Raw genomic sequence first — 15,789 nt, forward strand, 5'->3', positions numbered from 1 at the left:
CGAGGAAGCGACTCGGCCGGGTCCCGGCCGAGTCCGTCGGTGCTGCCGGTGATAAATACGATAGCACTTAGGCCGACTTTTGCTGCGGCAGCGGCGCCGACTTCTTCGCCCCTGCCTCCTTTGGCTTCTTGCATTCGATTGGCATCAGCATTTCTTCTGTCCGACGGAGGCCTTCTTCGGCTTCTTGGCCGCCTTTGCCGGTGCCGCCTCCTGCCCCACAGACCGCCGCAGCGCCTCCATTAAGTCGACGACGTTGCTCGGTACCGGCTTTGACTTGGGGGTGATCGGCTTTACGGCTCGCTTTTGGTTGATTCGGCGAGATGCGCCAAGCTGCGCCTTAGCCGGTCTCAACCCTCCTCGCTCGAAAAAGAACGGCCAGCGCGGAAGCGGCGGCCCAGTCTCACAATCTGCCTGGGCCGCAGGCCCGATCAGGCGTGCGCTAGGGGAGCATCGCCTCAACGGAAAATGGCACCCGGAGAGCGTGAGCATAGAGCGACCCGAAGGGGCACGCGGGTCCGAGTGTAGCGACGAGACCGGTTCAATAGCGGCACCCGGGAACGGGGCAGTGATAGCGATCGCCGCAGGCGAGTCCCTTTTCCGAGTGTCCCCGGCGAGGAGCACCAAAGCTCTAACGCGAGGAATCGAAGCAGCAAGGTCGAGACGCTGCGCGGCTCGGTTCACGAGCCCCCCGCCCCCTGGGCTTGTATACGCTCGATGATCGCACTCGCCATTGAATTCAGCAGCATGGAGAGCGTGAGAGCCGTAGTCGACAACGCCCTATCCGCAGCTGGGCTTCCGACTGCCACAACCGCCAGACAGGCCAGCTCTCATCAGCGGATACGGGAGTCGTGAGCATCCTTCTATGCGAGGCAAATCCATCACGACGATTGCCCCTCCGCGTAGGAAGCGGCGGCGGATTGGAATGCTTCGTGGATGTCACGAGATCGCCTCGGAAAAAAGGCCCTCATTTCTCCGTCGTCCAGCGGATATTTCTTCAAATTGAAGGTCCCGTGGAGTTCGCGCATTTCATAGAAACGAACGGGGCGTCGCCTGCCATCCAGCGCCGTGACGATAGCGTACTTCACGGCTTCCTTGCAGCGCATTCCGAAAATCACCTCTTCGAGCTCCAGTAGGGAACGCTGCACCCCGCGCGGTCCAATCAAACGCCATTCCTGCTCGTATCGCCAGCTCGCCGCCTTTCGCAACAGAACGGCCTCGTCGACCTGACGACGAGCGTCCTTGTCGCCGTCGAGCATCGCTAGGACCTTGCTGGCATCGACGAGCCGCGTGCCGCCGTACTTTACCTTATGGAGATCATCGTGCGCATCAGACGGCACCGAGTAGCCGATGCAGACACCGTGATGCTGATCGCCATAGTGGCTCCACATCAACGGGCAGGTGGCGCGCTGCCCCATAGACACAATGCCCTTGTCATATTGCAGCAGCAGTTCCTTCTCCAGATAGCTACCAAGCAAAAACTGAAGAGGGTCATCTATTTCATAGCTTGGGTCGGTAGCGTTGTAGCTGATTTCCGAAATGATCCGATCGGCCTGTAGGCGGCTAAGTCGATCGATATGATCCAGGGTTTTCGGACCTTTGTACCTGATTGTCTTAGCCGCGGCTTTCATCTCCGCGCTGACGCGCCGCTCGACGAGTTGGCGTAACGCGCGCTCGAGGTCTGTGGCGGGAAGATCGGTGTTGAGCGACGGCCGCGTGTCGAGCGGATCATTGAATGTGCTCGGATCGGCATAAAAGAGATTGTCCGCAATGATCATATCGAGTGTGAGATTATTGAACGCGCGGTACTTGAACAGCCGCCTCGGAACGTTTCGTTTTTCTGCCATGGCTCCTCCTGACCAGCGATTCGGGTTCGGGGGTTTGGGTTACGAATGGGGCGGGTGGCAACACGGTGGGTGTTACAGTGGATTTCGACCTAGCGCTGCGCCTACTATGGCCGGATTTGGTTAGCTCGGATCTACGGATTGTGGTTCACACGGGAGAGGTCCAAGGTTCGATCCCTTTTGCGCCCACCATCCTGCCTCAGGCTTGTAACCCATCTTTACCAGCAATGGTGCGGCGGTGCTTATGGTGCACCCTAAGCTCTTTCCAAAGCTTTCTTGAATCTCTGCTGGTCATTCTGGTGTGACAGTAGCGATGCTCCTGGCGAGTCTATTTGTCACTCGGCAACGACGTCAAAGGCGCGAAGAATTTTCTCGTTGAATATGGCAAGGTTGGAGATGAGCCCCGGAACTTGCTCTAGCGGAATCGCCCGTTGCCCGATTGCCTTATTAAAAACTCGCAAGAGGCGTGTAAGGCCATAATGCAGAAAGGCTCGCCTGGTTTTCCCAGAATCAGGGACGGCGATGGCATCACCCTCGATGATAATTTGATTCCCTGCGCGCGGGTCCATTTCGAGAACGAATGTCTTGCACGCGAACGCGAACTCGATTTCCTGAACAGTCAGTATAACGCGCCTCGAGCTTGGCTTCCCCATCGTTTCCCAACACCATGGCACCCCCGCTGCGGAGGTCCGACGGAACGATGAATACCATCACCGCCGCAAGCAGTTCCTGCCGAAATCGGCTCACTACTTTCTAGCGCCGCCTTCTCTGCCGCGGATTACGCCAGCCACGGCAGATCATGCTGCGATTCCATGAAGAGCGGCGATTTGCCATTGGCGTGTCCAAGCAGGATTCGATATGCTCGGTGACAATCTCGCGGCAGCAACGATCAATGCGCCGAGGTTGCTGAGCAGCCGCACTTATTGGAGCAAGGTCGTGTACCGCCCATCTGAAATGCAGGCAAAAGCATCACGGGATGAAGCCGGCTTTCGCATGATGCAACTGCCGGACTTACGAATCAACTACGAGCCGCTCGATCCCGACTTTCTCGATCGTCCGGTTGTCTCCATCGCCATCGAGACACGACAAAATGACGATGAACTTCCGATGCACACGCATCGGAAGGGGCAGCTGGTGGTCGCCTCGCGCGGCTCAGTCATGTGCCGGGCGCCCGACGGGCTGTGGATCGTTCCGCCGCAAGGGGCCGTCTGGATCCCCGGTGGCGTGCAGCACAGCAATTGCGTCTCGTCATTCGGCAAGATCTATTGCGTCTTCATCGATCCCCGAGCGATGAAGCTGCCGTCCGAATGCTGCACATTCACGATCTCACCCCTTGTGCGTGAGCTGATCGACAGGCTTGCCTCTTTCCCCCCTCTATATTCCGTAGGCGGGCCGACCAGCCGGCTCGCGCAGGTCCTCCTCGACGAACTGGTGCAGATGGATTCCGAGCAGATGTATCTGCCAATCTCGCGCGACATTCGTCTGCAACAGCTGGCGACCGCTCTACTGCGAGATCCTGGCGACCGCAGCACGCTCGACGAATGGGCGGAGCGCTATGCGATGAGCGAACGGACGCTGGCGCGCCTCATCCAAAAGCAGACGGGCCTGACGTTCGGCCGCTGGCGCCAGCGTCTGCATATCCTGGTTGCGCTCCAGCGGCTGTCGGTGGGAATATCGGTTCAGACGGTGTCGCAGGATCTCGGCTACGAGACGCCGAGCGCCTTCATCACCATGTTCAAGAAGGCGTTGGGCAAGAGTCCTCGCCGATACCTGGCCGATCGAAAGATGAGCGGCACCTCGACCACGCCTTGACCAGCGAGGGCACAGGTTCGCCGTCAAAGCCCGAGATAGGCGCGCCGGACATCCTGATTGGTGAGCAGAGCGGCGGCGGTGCCTTCAAGAACAACACTTCCGTTCTCGAGCACATAGCCGCGATCTCCGATCGAAAGCGAGTCCGCGACGTTCTGCTCGACCAGCAGGATGGTAGTCTTCTTGGCATGCAGCATCTTTACGATATCGAACATTGCGCTGGTCAGTGCCGGTGAAAGCCCGATCGAGGGTTCATCGAGCATGATGAGCTCGGGTTCGGCCATGATGGCACGGCCGATCGCGAGCATCTGCTGCTCACCGCCGGACAGCGTGCCCGCGGCCTGCAGCCGCCTCTCCAGCAATCGCGGGAAGAGCCCATAGACCTGCTGCATGTTGCCCGACCTGCGAGCCCTAGCGCGCTTGAGCGAGCCTCCAATGAGCAAATTCTCCTCGACCGACAGGTTTCGAAACAGCTCGCGCCCTTCGGGCACTTGCGCGATGCCGAGCTCGCAGATCTCCCACGGTGGAAGGCCCGCAATATTGATGCCGCGCCACCGTATCTCGCCATCCAGGGGCCGGACGACGCCGGCGATCGACCGAATAAGAGATGTCTTGCCGGCACCATTTGCGCCGACGACGCTCAGCAGCTCTTCCGGATAGATGCTGAGCGACACACCATTGAGCGCGATGGATCCGCCATAACCGACCGTCAGATATTGCACCGTGAGAAGCGGCTCGCTAGGCACGGAACCCCTCCCCGAGATAGCCGGCAATAACCTCCGGATGACTGACGATGTATTGCGGCGTGCCTTCCGCGATCTTCGCGCCATGATGGAGGACGATGACGTGTTCGGCGGCTTCCATCACAATACGCATGACGTGCTCGACGAGCAGGATCGACAAGCCCTTCTCGGCAAGGCGCCTAAGCACCGCGACCACCGCCGCAGCTTCGGGGGGCCGCAACCCTGCCATGACCTCGTCGAGCAGCAGCAGGCGTGGCCGGGTCGACAGAGCCTTGGCAGTTTCGAGCATCTTGCGATCGGGGAGTGTTAGCTTGCTAATGGCGGCGTCGGCCTTCGGACCGAGTCCCACCAAGTCGAGAGCCTCGCGGGCAGCGTCCCTCGCCTCGCTTACTTTTCGTGTCCAGCTGAACGCGCCGACCATGGCATTCTCGATCACTGTCATGTCGCGCATAGGCCGGACCACCTGGAATGTACGGCCAATACCGAGCCGGCAGATGTTCTCGGCCGGAAAGCCGGAGATCAGCTTGCCGCGGAATCTGATCGATCCCTGGGTGGGCGGAAAGGCACCGGCAATCAGATTGAAGCATGTCGTCTTGCCCGCGCCGTTCGGCCCCACGAGCGCGGTGATCCCTTCGCCCTTGAGCCGAAAGCTGACATTGTCGACTGCGAGCAACCCGCCGAACCGGCGCGAGACACCGTCGAGTTCGAGAAGATCGCTCACTTCTTTACCTGCTCCATCTGGAGGTAACCGAACCAGGAAAATCGGGTGACTGATTTGGCCAGATTGACCATGGCCGGTACGATGCCATCCGGCAGCAGCCAGACGGCGGCGATCAAGGCGAAGCCGTAGGCGACATTGTTAAGCCCGGGAATCCCGAACTTGTTGCCGATGGCACTCGCGAGATGATCCAGGGGCAGCGTGATAAGCGTGCCGACCAGCGGCCCGAAGGCCGTTCCTAATCCGCCGACCACCGGGCCGACCAGAATGTCGACCGAGATTCCCATGCCCATGATCGAATCCGGGAATACCGAGCCTTGAACAAGCGCGAGCAATCCTCCGCCAACCGCCGCCCAAGCCCCGGAGAACGAAACGATGACGATCTTATGCAGGAATGTACGTACACCCAGCGCGCGCGAGGCTTCTTCGTCGTCCCGCATTGCGCGCCAAACATAGCCCAGGAAGGATTGGCGAATGAGAGCCGTGACGCTGATGCCGAGAAAGACCGCGGCAAGCGCCACGAAATAATAAAAGCGCGCATCGCCGCGTAACATCCAGAGCGAGTTCGGCCCGGATTGTGCCGGGAAGAAGAGCCCCTGCATGGCGCCGACGAATTCCCAGCCGCTTAAGACGACCCGAGCAAACTCGGCTGCGGCGATCGTCAGTAGCGCGAAATAGATGCCCCGGACCTCGAAACGAAAGCTCAGCCAGGCCAGTGCTGCGCCGACCGTGGCTGCCAGCGCCATCCCGACGACCAAACCGAACCAAGGGCTCAGGCCGTAGCGGATGTTGAGAACCGCGACGGAGTAGGCACCGATGCCGACGAACAGCGCGTGACCGATCGAGAGCTGGCCCCCGAGGCCCAGCATGATGCTCCATGACTGCCCGATAAAAGTGAACAGGAAGACGATCGTCAGCAGCGAGATCAGGTAGGGGTTCAGCACGCCGCCAAGTCCGGAAAGGACGCTGAAGGCCGCAAGACTGGCGAGAACCGCGCCACGGTCCGGCAAGACGTCACGTTTCTTTTGCACCGAAGAACCCTCTTGGACGCGCGATCAGGACGATCATCAGCAAGCCGTAGGACAGCGCGGACTTCAGGGACGGCGCAAACAGGAGTGCTGCGACCGCTTCCGTGAGCCCGATGGTCAACCCTCCGACGAGGGCGCCCACGAAACTTCCGAGACCACCGACGATGACCGTGACGAACGCCAGCAGGGTGAAGTCGACGGCGAGGAAAGGTTGGGCATCGAACAACGGCGATATCAGCGCACCGGCGACGCCGGCGCAGGCCGCTCCGATGCCGAACGTGATGGCGTAGATCTTCGGGATCGGCAGCCCGACCATCAGGCCGCCCAGCCGGTTGTCGGCGGCGGCGCGGATGAAGCGACCGAATGTCGAGTATTTGAGGAATCCGGCGAGCGCCAGGATCATCACGGCCGCGACGATGGCCGCCTGCAGCCTGGCAAGGTCAAGCCGGATCGGTCCAAGAGCGATGGTCTCGAAGGACAGATGCGAGATCGAAGGGCGCGGGTCGGGTCCAAACGCGATCAGTTGCGCTCCGCTGAGGACCAGCGAGATGCCAATGAAGAGAATGAACTGGATGTGGTGTGGCCGCGTGACGAACCGCTTTACCACCGACGTCTCCAGCGAGTGGCCGAAAACGAACAGCAGTGCGCCGGCGCTGACGGCCGCAACGATGGTCGGAATGCCCCACCAAGCTCCGGCGAAATAGCCGACATAGAGGCCTAAAACGACCATCGCACCGTGCGCAAAATTGACGATGCGGATAACGCCGAAGATGATCGTCAGCCCCAGCGCAATCATGCCGTAAACGAGACCCATGAGGATCCCGCTTACGAGAACGTTGCCCCATAATATCAGCATCTAGCGCTTCCCGAACGGTGCAAGGGGATATTGCGGCTTGTACTCGGCGATGCCGTCGGGGCCGACGACGTGGGGCTTCGATTCCTTCGCTTGAAGAACCGCCACGGCCGCGCCGGTGTTCTGCCCGGTCGCATCAAATCTGATCGGGCCGCTGTACATGAGGATGGGCTTCAGGTCCGTCGCCTTGAGCGCCGCGTGGATCTCGGACGAGACCGCCGACTTGGCACGCGCGACCGCATCGGCCACGATATGGACCGCCTCGAACGCGCACCCAGAATTCGCGTCCATCCATTCGTTGGGATAGGTAGACTGAAATCTGTCCACGATCGTGCGGGTATCTTCGCCTTTCGGATTGTACCAGAGGTTCGACGACATCGCGCCATCGGCATACTTTCCAAGCGCGTCGTAAAACGCCTTGTCGGGCACGCCGTTGCCATTCGGCGAGAACATCAACTTCGGGTTCCATCCCTGCTTGATGCATTCCCGAACGATCATGATGGCGTCGTTGACGCGCGTAACCGACACCAGGGCATCGGCACCGGATGCCTTCGCCTTCGCCACCTCGACCGAAAGATCGCGCGCCTTCTCGTCGTAGGGGATGTATTCGAGCAGCTTGACCGGAACGTCGAGTTCTTTCCAAGCGGCATCGAGGCTGGTCGCGGTGGACGTTCCCATCGTATTGCTGAGATGCAGCACGACTGCGCCCTTGGGAGGATCCTTCACGCTTGTGACCAGCGCCTTCATTTCAGCAAGCGACTGACGCACGATCGTGGCAGCAGGCGGATAGAACCGGAACACCTGCGTGAAACCCTGCGAGGTAACCTGGTTGGCGCTCGCGACATGCACCACCATGGGCACCTTTGCCGCTTCGGCGGCCTGAAGCGCCGAGATGGTTGCGCCGGAGTCCCACGCGCCGATCAGGACGTTGCAACCCTGTTGAATCAGAGAGTCGGCCGCAATCCGGCCGTTCTCCGGCTTGCTCTGCGTGTCAGCGTGCACGACGGTCATGTCGACGCCGTAGCGCTCCTTGGCAAATTTGGCGCCGAGATCAATGCCGCGCACGCAGGCCTGACCGGGAAATGCAAGTATGCCGCTACTCGGCATGATCGCACCGACCTTGACGGGCGGCGGCGCTGCCGCGCGAACCCAGGGAACCATCGTCGCAGCTGCGAATCCTGCAGCGCCCTTCATCGCCGTGCGTCGGTTAATCGTTGGTCCCTTCAGGTTGATCATCGAAGTCTCCGTTCATGAAGAAGTGATGCGTGCATAAATCAGACGGACTTTTCAGGTCCGGCACGATCGAGGTTTGCAGGTACGGCAAATCGTCCCTGCCCGTAGACGAGGGGCTCGAGGTCCTCGCGGTGCATCTCGGCGAGTACCGCACCGACAAACACGGTATGCGTGCCGGTCGGATGTACGCCGATGACCCGACAGTCGAAGCTGCTAAGGGCATCGATCAGAATCGGTGCTCCCGTTCTGAGCGAATGCCACTCTTTCTCGGCGAAACGAACGTCGCCCTTGCTGCCGTCCTGGCCGGAGAACTTCTGAGCCAGCGGCACATGAGATGACGACAACACATTCCAGCCGAACGAACGGGTCTTGACGATCGTGTCGTGCGCACCTGCCGATTTGTTGACGCAGACGAGAACCGTCGACGGCTCGATGCACAGCGAACAGGCGGCGGTGACGGTCAAGCCGTGGCGCGCGGGGTAGGATCCAGACGTCACGATCGACACCGCACCGGTCACGCCTCTGAGTGCCCTCTTGAACGAAATGCTGTCGACGAGATCGTTTGGATCGAATTGAGCTTCGGCAGTCATGGCTTCTCTTCCTGCGTTGGCAGATCGTTCTGGGCGAGCAACAAACGGCTCCCCGCTCATGCTTTGGCTCGCTCGAAAAACTGGATCAGGTTGTTCTGGGGATCGCGGATCTGGGCGGTGCGGCCGTGGCTGCCCATGTCGCGGATGCCCGAGATATTGGTCCCGCCGGCATCGACGGCTTTCGCCAGCGCGGCTTCGAGCCCCTCGACTTCGAGAACCACGACGGCATTCGACGAGGGTTGCACCGCCGATTCCTCGAGGCCGGCGATGCAGAATGCGGCACCGTCCGTTGCAAATTGGATCCACCGCTCGCCATCGGCGAAGCGAACCGGCATGCCGATCTCGCGATAGAAGTGCGCCAGGGCTTCGGGGTCCGACGCCGTCAGGTACGCGTGTTTGATCTTCATGGGCTGACCCCGTGCGATCTCGATGTCGGCGACAATTGCTCCTTGATGAGCTGCTCTTCGGAATCGTCATAGAGCGTGTCGATCAGCGACTTGTAGCGTTCCATCAGCGGCTTGCGTCGCTTCTTGCGCGTCGGCGTCATGACGCCGGTGTCGGGTGAAAGCTCCTCGGGTAGGATGCGGAACGACTTGATCTGCTCCACGCGCGCAAGACGCATGTTGGCCTTCGCTACCTCGCCTTCGATCAGGCGGATCACGATCTCGGACTTGGCGAGATCCTTGTATTCCCTCACCTGGTCGTCACGCGACCTCGCCCAGTCCATGCCGGCGGTGGCGTCGACCTCGATCAACGCCGTTAGGTACTTCCTGCCCTCGCCGATCACGGCGGCTTCAGAGATGTAGGGGCTCTGGCGCAGCTCGTTCTCGATCTGGGTTGGGCTGACCGATTTGCCGCCCGAGGTGTTGATGATCTCCTTCTTGCGATCGACGAGCTTGTAGGATCCATCCGGCTGAACCTGGACGATATCGCCGGTATAGAGCCATCCATCCTTGAGGGCGGACTGCGTCTCGGCAGGCTTGTTCCAATAGCCGGTGAATAGCCCCGGGCCCCGAACGATCATCTCGCCGTCTTCGAGAACCCGGGTTTCCCACGCCGGGTCCTGGACCGGGATGCCGACCGTACCGGCCTTCGACCAATCCGCCATCTGGCCGAGATTGCCGCCGACCATCTCGGTCTGGCCGTAGCACTCCTTGAGGTTTAGTCCCCAGAGCTGCCACAGGGTCATCACCTCCGATGGCATGGGGGCCGAGGCAGTATAGGGATAGGTGAGTTGATCAAAGCCGACTTCGGCAAGAAGGGGACGAAACACCTGCTCGCGGCAGACTTCGAACAGACCATCGAGGAAGGGATTCGCCTCGCGGCCGGCCTGGCGGTGCGCCAGCACTGTCTTAGCGATCCGCATCGCGTGCTTGTAGTTCTGGCGGAACCGCCCGGAGCCGGACTGGACCTTGCTCAGGATCAGCGCGGCATTGCGCTGATAGAACCGCGGCGGCGCCATGTAGAAGGTCGGCTTAACTTCGCGGATCGTCGCAGCGAACTCGGCCGTGGTTTCACCGAAATGCGGTACGACCCGCGTGATCAGCGGCTTCGTCGTTGCTTGCGCGCGCGCGACGGTGTGCGACATCGGCAGGTGCACAGCGACGCGCTGCGGCTCGGTGGCGAGTGGCGGGCAGAACGTGATGTTTGTATGGGCCCCGGCAAGCAGCGCCGTGTGGCTGAGAATGGCGCCCTTGGGATAACCCGTCGTTCCCGAAGTATAGCCGATCGTCGCGATGTCGGAGGCTTTCGCAATGGCGGCCTCTTCAGCGAGGGCCGCGGCAGCATCGACCGTCACCGCGCCGATGAAGTCTACCAACGTCGTGACGTTGTTTGCCGGCGACGCCCCGCTCCAGCCGGGATCCATAATGACGATCTTATCGAGCGCGGCCGCCTGGCTGCCGGCGAGAAACGCGCGAAGCTGCGGCTCTCCGCCGACGAAGCCGATCCGCGCCCCCGAGTCCCGCAGGTAATAGTCGACCTCCTCGGGCGAGGACGTGAAGTAGATGCCGACCGTCACGGCGCCGGAGCAGATCGTGGCCATGTCGGCCAGCAGCCACTCCTGCGACACGTCGCCCATGATCGCGACTCGATCGCCGCGATTGAGCCCGACGGCCTTCATCGCAGCTGAGATGCGGCAAACCAGCGAGGCGTACTCCTGCCAGGTGGTGCAAAGCCATTGGCCGTTCCGCTTCTGACGGAAGGCGACCTCCCCGGCCCGTTCGACGCTTCTGGCCTGCAGCAGGCTCGGGATTGTCACGTTGGCATATTGGGCGCCGGACGCTGGCGACGGCACGGTCATCGTCATTTCTCCGCGAAGCGCTTGCGCTTTTCGGCAAAGGCCGCGACGGCTTCGCGGCGCTCGGGACTTGCAAAGGTCAGCGTTTCCAGCGCAGTCGACGTATCGAGCAGCAGGTGAGTGTATTCCTTGATGATCTTGTTGACGGAATACTTGGTCCAAACGATCGCGTCCCGCGGGCCACTCGCCAGCATTTCGGCATATTCGATCGCGTGATCGCGGACATCACGCCCGGTCACCACTTCGTTGATCAGCCCGATCGCAGCTGCCTTCTCTGCGGAGATGAAATCGCCCGTCATCAGATAGTGCTTGGCGCGCGCCGGCCCAATCAGGAGCGGCCACATGACCGCGCCGCCGTCACCGGCAACGACGCCGGCCGTCACGTGCGTATCGGCGAATCGGGCGCTGGAATGCGCGAAGACGATGTCGCACATCAGGGCGAGCGTCGCGCCGAGACCAACGGCGGCGCCGTTGACCGCGGCAATGATCGGCGCTTCGACCTCGAGAATGTTGCGGATCAGATGACGCCCGCCGCGGGTCGCCGACGGAATCGTGCTCTTGTCGAGCGTCTTCTGGTCGCCGCCCGAGCAGAAGCCCCGGCCGGCGCCGGTCAAAACGATGGCGCGGACGTCTTTGTCGGAATCGAGGTCGATGAAGACGCGCTCTAGCTCGTCGTGCATCTCCCAGTTCACAGCGTTAAGAATCTCCGGGCGGTTCATCGTCACGACGGCGACGCCGCTGGGACGCTTTTCAACCAGCAGATAGGTGTAGCTATGGGGTGTCATGACTCTCTCCTCAGGCCGACTTGGCCGCCGGCGCTTCATTTTGCGGACGCATTGCCCTGATCCTGTCGAGGATCTCGTCGGTCGGGCGAACGACGTTGTTGCGGTCGTTGAAGTGGGGGATGACATAGCGGCCGACCATCTCGATCCCCTCCATGATCTTCTCGTGAGTGACGGAGTCGAGATGCAGCAGCACCTCCTGGATGCCCATCGCCTGGAATTTCTCGATCTGGCGGATGACGGTGTCGGGGCTGCCGCAAACCGTCGTACCTGAGTGATTGAGCAGATAGTCCCAATCGCGGCCTGCACGCTCCATCGCGGGCACGCTCTCGCTCATGTAGGAATAGTCGTCGGCGAGCTTGGCGAGACGCGGATAGGCGTCAGTCGAGATGCGCGCGTAGTGCATCAGCGCTTCGGCGTAGTCCTCCTTGGCGGCCTGATCGGTCTTGCCGATGCCGAAGAACAGCGGCACGCCGACGCGCGGGCGATCGAGAGGACCGGTCTCGTCACGCTTCCACGCCTTGTGATAGGCATCGATCAGCTTCTGCTGATTCTCGAAGCCCTGGTAGATCGTCGCGCTCATGAGAGCGAGGCCTTCGGCACCGGCCCAGGCGTGGCTGCGCTCGCTCGTCGCAGCGATGCCGATGACCGGATACGGCTTCTGCACCGGCTTCGGCACCAGCATGCGCGGGGGAACCTGGTAGTATTCGCCCTCGAAGGTAAAGATGTCCTCGCGCATCGCCTTACGCAACAGGGCCATGCCTTCTTCCATCTGCGGCAGGGTTTCTTTGGGGTCGACGTTGAAAGCGCGCATGGCGATCGTCGTATTGGCGCGCCCGCAATACATCTCCATGCGCCCGTGGGACAGAATGTCGCTGACGGCGAGCCGTTCGGCGGAACGCAGCGCGTGGTTGATACGCTGGGGCATCAGAGTCACTGCGGTGCGAAGGCGAATCCGCTCGGTGACGGCGGCGAGGTAACCGAACACGACTTCGGGTGCGGAGCTCGAGATGCCGCCGAGTGCGACATGCTGCTCCGACAGCGCGACGAAGTCGAAACCCATCTTCTCGGCCAGCCTGGCCTCGTCGACAAGTTCGTGCAGTCTGCGAGCATAGCTGTGTCCGACTTGCGTTTCCTGCTCCGACCACAATCCAAACTTGAGTGACATTCAGCGCTCCCTTGGCGTCGCTTTTGATGCGAGGAGAGAGTGTCACAGCTCGCGCAACATTTTCTCCCGAAGGTGACCCTGCGAGATGCGACCTTCCCTATTTTATGCTGCGCGACAAACGTGCGCTGTCGTATGCGGCTCTCGCAACCCTGGCAAAGAAAAAAGCCCCGCAATGGAAGTTGCGGGGCTGAATCCTTGCCGACGGGAGGACGTCGTCGCGTCAATCGACCGCGCGAAAGAACTTCGTCAGGAGGCCAGCGACGTCATGCAGGCATCGTTCACCGATTGCGACCGTCGAGCCATGCGGATCGCCGACGATACCGTTTTTGGACACGGATACGATGCCGTTCTTCCACATTAGATCCAGTTGATCGGGAGTCAGCGCACCGAGATGGCCGCGCGCGAAGCGATCGACGCGGACGCTCTCCGGCCGAAGCTTGAGCATCAGCGACGTCTCGGCGATATCGGCGTGCCCACCGACATGGTCCGGATCACCGCCTGCCTCCTGCACGCAGTGCTTCCAGCATCCGATCCAGGCCTGGGAGTCCGTATAGGCGGCTATGCGAACCTTGCCGTTCGTTGCCTGCCGCAACCGCGGCAGCATGTCCGCCAAAACCGGAAAATTCCCGATATGGCCGGAGAACAGCAGGATGTGCTTGAAGCCGTGAAGGACGAGGCTTGTGCAATAATCCTGGCACACCGCTTCGAATGTCTCCTTGCGCAACGAGATCGTCCCCGACAGCGCCAGATGATGCGCGGAGCAACCGACCTTGATAGTCGGCGCGATCAGCGTCCTGCCGAGCTCTTGCGCGATCAGCACCGCCAGATGTTCGGCGTGATCGGCATCCATGCACAGCGGCAGATGGGGACCATGCTGCTCGATCGCACCGCAGGGGATGAGCACAGTATCGAAGCCGTCACTCAACGCGTTCGACACGTCTTCGAACGTCATGAGTTCGAGCTTCAAAGCGCCTGTGGGTGTGTTCTTGACCATTTTTCTTTCATTTCCGGGCGAGGAACCGTGCGCGGGCATCTGCAGACTGGTCGTTGTCGAGATATTGGCTGAGGTCGCTGACCGTCATCTGTTCAAGCTCGTCGTCGCTTATCTGGCCCGTCAAATTCAACGATCGCTTGATGGCCGCAAAGAGTTTTGGGTCCTTGCTTCGGAAGTCCCGGCAGACATCGATCGCGCGATCCAGTACGGCGTCGGTGTTAACCACTTCGTCGAAGGCACCGATCTGAATCGCTTTCGCCGCATCGACGAGGACTCCTGAGTAGAGCAAGATCTGCGCCGCCCGCTTTCCCAGCCGCAGCGCGGCCTGGCGCATGCCTTTGGCAACCGGCAGAAGACCGTGATTGATCTCGGGAAAGCCGATCTGGGCCTTGTGGTCGGCAATCACGTGATCGGAATGCAGGAGGAATTCGAGGGCGCCGCCGACCGCGTAACCGCGCACAGCACAGACCACGGGACCCGGATAGCGTTCGAAAGCGCACAACACTGCATGGAAAAATCGAATGCGCTGCGCGGCGACTTGCAGCCCGGTGACTTCGCGAATATCGCCGCCAGCACTGAAGAAGCGATCTCCCTCGCCGGTCAGAACGATGCCGGGTGGTTCCCGCTCGGATTCCAGGCGCCTGATCTCTTCGAGCAATCGCGCAATCAATGCATAATTAAGGGCGTTTGCGGGAGGCCGGTTCATCGTGAGGACGACGAGGTCCGGCTCACGCCTGATCTTGAGAATGTCTGCATCCATCATGCCCGATAAACTAACGGGCTCCGCGTTGAATGAGCTACCGTATTGTGAGAGGCTTGACCCGATCGACGGCAGAAACGATTGCTCGGAGCGCTCCGTGCCGACTTTTCTGCTGCACCGCGTTTCCGGGTCCTTCGACCCAACCCGGCGAGAACGTAGCACTCTGATTGAGCAATTTGATCCAATCCTGATCAGGCGATTGGATCGATATTGGTCAGTTCGAAGGGCGGCTTATGACATAAATTTCAAAGTTGTCTGTTTTTCGATATAAGATGACAATTTAGCGAAATACAGACCTCCAGAGCCGCCTTAGCTTCCTGGAATACCCGAAGCTGCGGCTCTTACCCAGAAAAACTCGCCCGCGGGTATTTGGGGAAAGTTAAGGAGGTCTCGATGAGCTTTGACACGCTCGACAAAATCGATCTGCGGATCCTGCAAGAACTTCAGAATGACGCCAGTCTCACCAATGTCGAGCTGGCCTCGCGCGTCAACCTCTCCCCGTCCCCTTGTCTTGCCCGAGTCAAGAATCTGGAGCGGCTCGGCGTGATCAATCGGCGCGTCGCCGTGGTCGATCCGCAGATTGTTGGCCTGCGCGTCATGGCGTTCATCCAGGTGACGTTGGAAAAACACGTGCAGAGTGTCCGCGACGGCTTTGCGACTGAAGTCGGCCGCATCGCCGAAATCATGGACTGCTATCTCATGGTCGGAGATCAGGATTATCTGTTGCGTGCCATTGTATCCGACGTATCCGACCTCGAAAATCTGATTGCACGCATATCCCGGATCGCCGGCGTCGCGAGCATCCGCTCTGGTCTCGCGGTGCGCAACGTCTCCAGCCGGCGAGCACTGCCGCTCGATGTATCCAGGCCGATCCAGGTAAAGTCGGCGCCAGCCGACTCGGAACGACATCGCCCATCGCTACATCGCCACCTACAAGCTCTCGCCTGACAAGCAACCAAAATCTTCGTACA

Annotated in this window: 15 protein-coding genes and 1 pseudogene; 2 read left to right on the top strand and 14 right to left on the bottom strand. The window is 60.7% G+C overall.

All coding sequences use genetic code 11. The features are described 5' to 3' along the window. Nucleotides 1–67 precede the first annotated feature (67 nt). Together XI03_RS09670 and XI03_RS09675 are read right to left on the bottom strand one after the other, a co-directional pair. A pseudogene (locus XI03_RS09670) lies at nt 68–312 on the bottom strand (Ku protein); the annotation flags it as partial. Nucleotides 313–878: 566 nt separating this feature from the next. After that, complete coding sequence (locus XI03_RS09675) at nt 879–1,844, bottom strand: DUF2971 domain-containing protein (RefSeq protein ID WP_271591975.1); 966 nt, start codon at nt 1,842–1,844, stop codon at nt 879–881. 993 nt (nt 1,845–2,837) lie between these two features. Here XI03_RS09675 and XI03_RS09680 point away from each other — a divergent pair. Further along, nucleotides 2,838–3,653 carry an AraC family transcriptional regulator gene (locus XI03_RS09680; RefSeq protein ID WP_271592023.1) on the top strand — a complete coding sequence of 272 codons (816 nt, stop codon included), beginning with the start codon at nt 2,838–2,840 and terminating at the stop codon, nt 3,651–3,653. Nucleotides 3,654–3,676: 23 nt separating this feature from the next. Here XI03_RS09680 and XI03_RS09685 read toward each other — a convergent pair whose 3' ends face one another. The 12 genes from XI03_RS09685 to XI03_RS09740 form a co-directional block, all read right to left on the bottom strand. Continuing rightward, the gene (locus tag XI03_RS09685; RefSeq protein ID WP_271591976.1) at nt 3,677–4,396 is read right to left on the bottom strand and encodes an ABC transporter ATP-binding protein; all 720 of its coding nucleotides are present in this window, start codon (nt 4,394–4,396) and stop codon (nt 3,677–3,679) included. After that, on the bottom strand, nt 4,389–5,114 hold the full coding sequence (locus XI03_RS09690) for an ABC transporter ATP-binding protein (protein WP_212401836.1): 726 nt from the start codon (nt 5,112–5,114) through the stop codon (nt 4,389–4,391). Before XI03_RS09690 ends, XI03_RS09685 begins: the two co-directional genes overlap by 8 nt. Then, the gene (locus XI03_RS09695; protein ID WP_271591977.1) at nt 5,111–6,142 is read right to left on the bottom strand and encodes a branched-chain amino acid ABC transporter permease; all 1,032 of its coding nucleotides are present in this window, start codon (nt 6,140–6,142) and stop codon (nt 5,111–5,113) included. Before XI03_RS09695 ends, XI03_RS09690 begins: the two co-directional genes overlap by 4 nt. After that, nucleotides 6,126–6,995, bottom strand: a complete 870-nt coding sequence (locus XI03_RS09700; protein WP_212401835.1) for a branched-chain amino acid ABC transporter permease — start codon at nt 6,993–6,995, stop codon at nt 6,126–6,128. The genes XI03_RS09695 and XI03_RS09700 overlap by 17 nt, the downstream gene beginning before the upstream one ends. Beyond that, the gene (locus XI03_RS09705) at nt 6,996–8,228 is read right to left on the bottom strand and encodes an ABC transporter substrate-binding protein (RefSeq protein ID WP_271591978.1); all 1,233 of its coding nucleotides are present in this window, start codon (nt 8,226–8,228) and stop codon (nt 6,996–6,998) included. A gap of 38 nt (nt 8,229–8,266) precedes the next feature. Next, nucleotides 8,267–8,815 (bottom strand): flavin reductase family protein, encoded by a 549-nt coding sequence (locus XI03_RS09710; RefSeq protein ID WP_271591979.1) that lies wholly within the window; start codon nt 8,813–8,815, stop codon nt 8,267–8,269. 56 nt (nt 8,816–8,871) lie between these two features. Next, the gene (locus tag XI03_RS09715) at nt 8,872–9,222 is read right to left on the bottom strand and encodes a VOC family protein (RefSeq protein ID WP_271591980.1); all 351 of its coding nucleotides are present in this window, start codon (nt 9,220–9,222) and stop codon (nt 8,872–8,874) included. Further along, nucleotides 9,219–11,117, bottom strand: a complete 1,899-nt coding sequence (locus tag XI03_RS09720) for an AMP-dependent synthetase/ligase (RefSeq protein ID WP_271591981.1) — start codon at nt 11,115–11,117, stop codon at nt 9,219–9,221. Before XI03_RS09720 ends, XI03_RS09715 begins: the two co-directional genes overlap by 4 nt. Before the next feature lie 2 nt (nt 11,118–11,119). Then, on the bottom strand, nt 11,120–11,899 hold the full coding sequence (locus tag XI03_RS09725) for an enoyl-CoA hydratase/isomerase family protein (protein ID WP_271591982.1): 780 nt from the start codon (nt 11,897–11,899) through the stop codon (nt 11,120–11,122). A 10-nt stretch (nt 11,900–11,909) separates the two neighbouring features. Then, the gene (locus tag XI03_RS09730; protein WP_212401830.1) at nt 11,910–13,064 is read right to left on the bottom strand and encodes an LLM class flavin-dependent oxidoreductase; all 1,155 of its coding nucleotides are present in this window, start codon (nt 13,062–13,064) and stop codon (nt 11,910–11,912) included. A 220-nt stretch (nt 13,065–13,284) separates the two neighbouring features. Beyond that, nucleotides 13,285–14,058: a creatininase family protein gene (locus XI03_RS09735; RefSeq protein ID WP_212401829.1), complete on the bottom strand. Its 774-nt coding sequence runs from the start codon at nt 14,056–14,058 to the stop codon at nt 13,285–13,287. A gap of 7 nt (nt 14,059–14,065) precedes the next feature. Beyond that, nucleotides 14,066–14,821, bottom strand: coding sequence for an enoyl-CoA hydratase/isomerase family protein (locus tag XI03_RS09740; RefSeq protein WP_212401828.1), 756 nt, complete (start codon nt 14,819–14,821; stop codon nt 14,066–14,068). 390 nt (nt 14,822–15,211) lie between these two features. Between XI03_RS09740 and XI03_RS09745 the strand changes: the two genes are divergently transcribed. Continuing rightward, the gene (locus XI03_RS09745) at nt 15,212–15,766 is read left to right on the top strand and encodes an Lrp/AsnC family transcriptional regulator (RefSeq protein ID WP_271591983.1); all 555 of its coding nucleotides are present in this window, start codon (nt 15,212–15,214) and stop codon (nt 15,764–15,766) included. Nucleotides 15,767–15,789 lie beyond the last annotated feature (23 nt).

The sequence above is a fragment of the Bradyrhizobium sp. CCBAU 65884 genome, from assembly GCF_028128835.1.
GTDB lineage: Bacteria > Pseudomonadota > Alphaproteobacteria > Rhizobiales > Xanthobacteraceae > Bradyrhizobium > Bradyrhizobium ottawaense.

Coding starts and splice junctions, on each gene's coding strand:
- XI03_RS09675 (WP_271591975.1), bottom strand. CDS start 1,844: ATGGCAGAAAAACGAAACGTTCCGAGGCGGCTGTTCAAGTACCGCGCG.
- XI03_RS09680 (WP_271592023.1), top strand. CDS start 2,838: ATGCAACTGCCGGACTTACGAATCAACTACGAGCCGCTCGATCCCGAC.
- XI03_RS09700 (WP_212401835.1), bottom strand. CDS start 6,995: ATGCTGATATTATGGGGCAACGTTCTCGTAAGCGGGATCCTCATGGGT.
- XI03_RS09705 (WP_271591978.1), bottom strand. CDS start 8,228: ATGATCAACCTGAAGGGACCAACGATTAACCGACGCACGGCGATGAAG.
- XI03_RS09710 (WP_271591979.1), bottom strand. CDS start 8,815: ATGACTGCCGAAGCTCAATTCGATCCAAACGATCTCGTCGACAGCATT.
- XI03_RS09715 (WP_271591980.1), bottom strand. CDS start 9,222: ATGAAGATCAAACACGCGTACCTGACGGCGTCGGACCCCGAAGCCCTG.
- XI03_RS09720 (WP_271591981.1), bottom strand. CDS start 11,117: ATGACCGTGCCGTCGCCAGCGTCCGGCGCCCAATATGCCAACGTGACA.
- XI03_RS09725 (WP_271591982.1), bottom strand. CDS start 11,899: ATGACACCCCATAGCTACACCTATCTGCTGGTTGAAAAGCGTCCCAGC.
- XI03_RS09730 (WP_212401830.1), bottom strand. CDS start 13,064: ATGTCACTCAAGTTTGGATTGTGGTCGGAGCAGGAAACGCAAGTCGGA.
- XI03_RS09735 (WP_212401829.1), bottom strand. CDS start 14,058: ATGGTCAAGAACACACCCACAGGCGCTTTGAAGCTCGAACTCATGACG.
- XI03_RS09740 (WP_212401828.1), bottom strand. CDS start 14,821: ATGATGGATGCAGACATTCTCAAGATCAGGCGTGAGCCGGACCTCGTC.
- XI03_RS09745 (WP_271591983.1), top strand. CDS start 15,212: ATGAGCTTTGACACGCTCGACAAAATCGATCTGCGGATCCTGCAAGAA.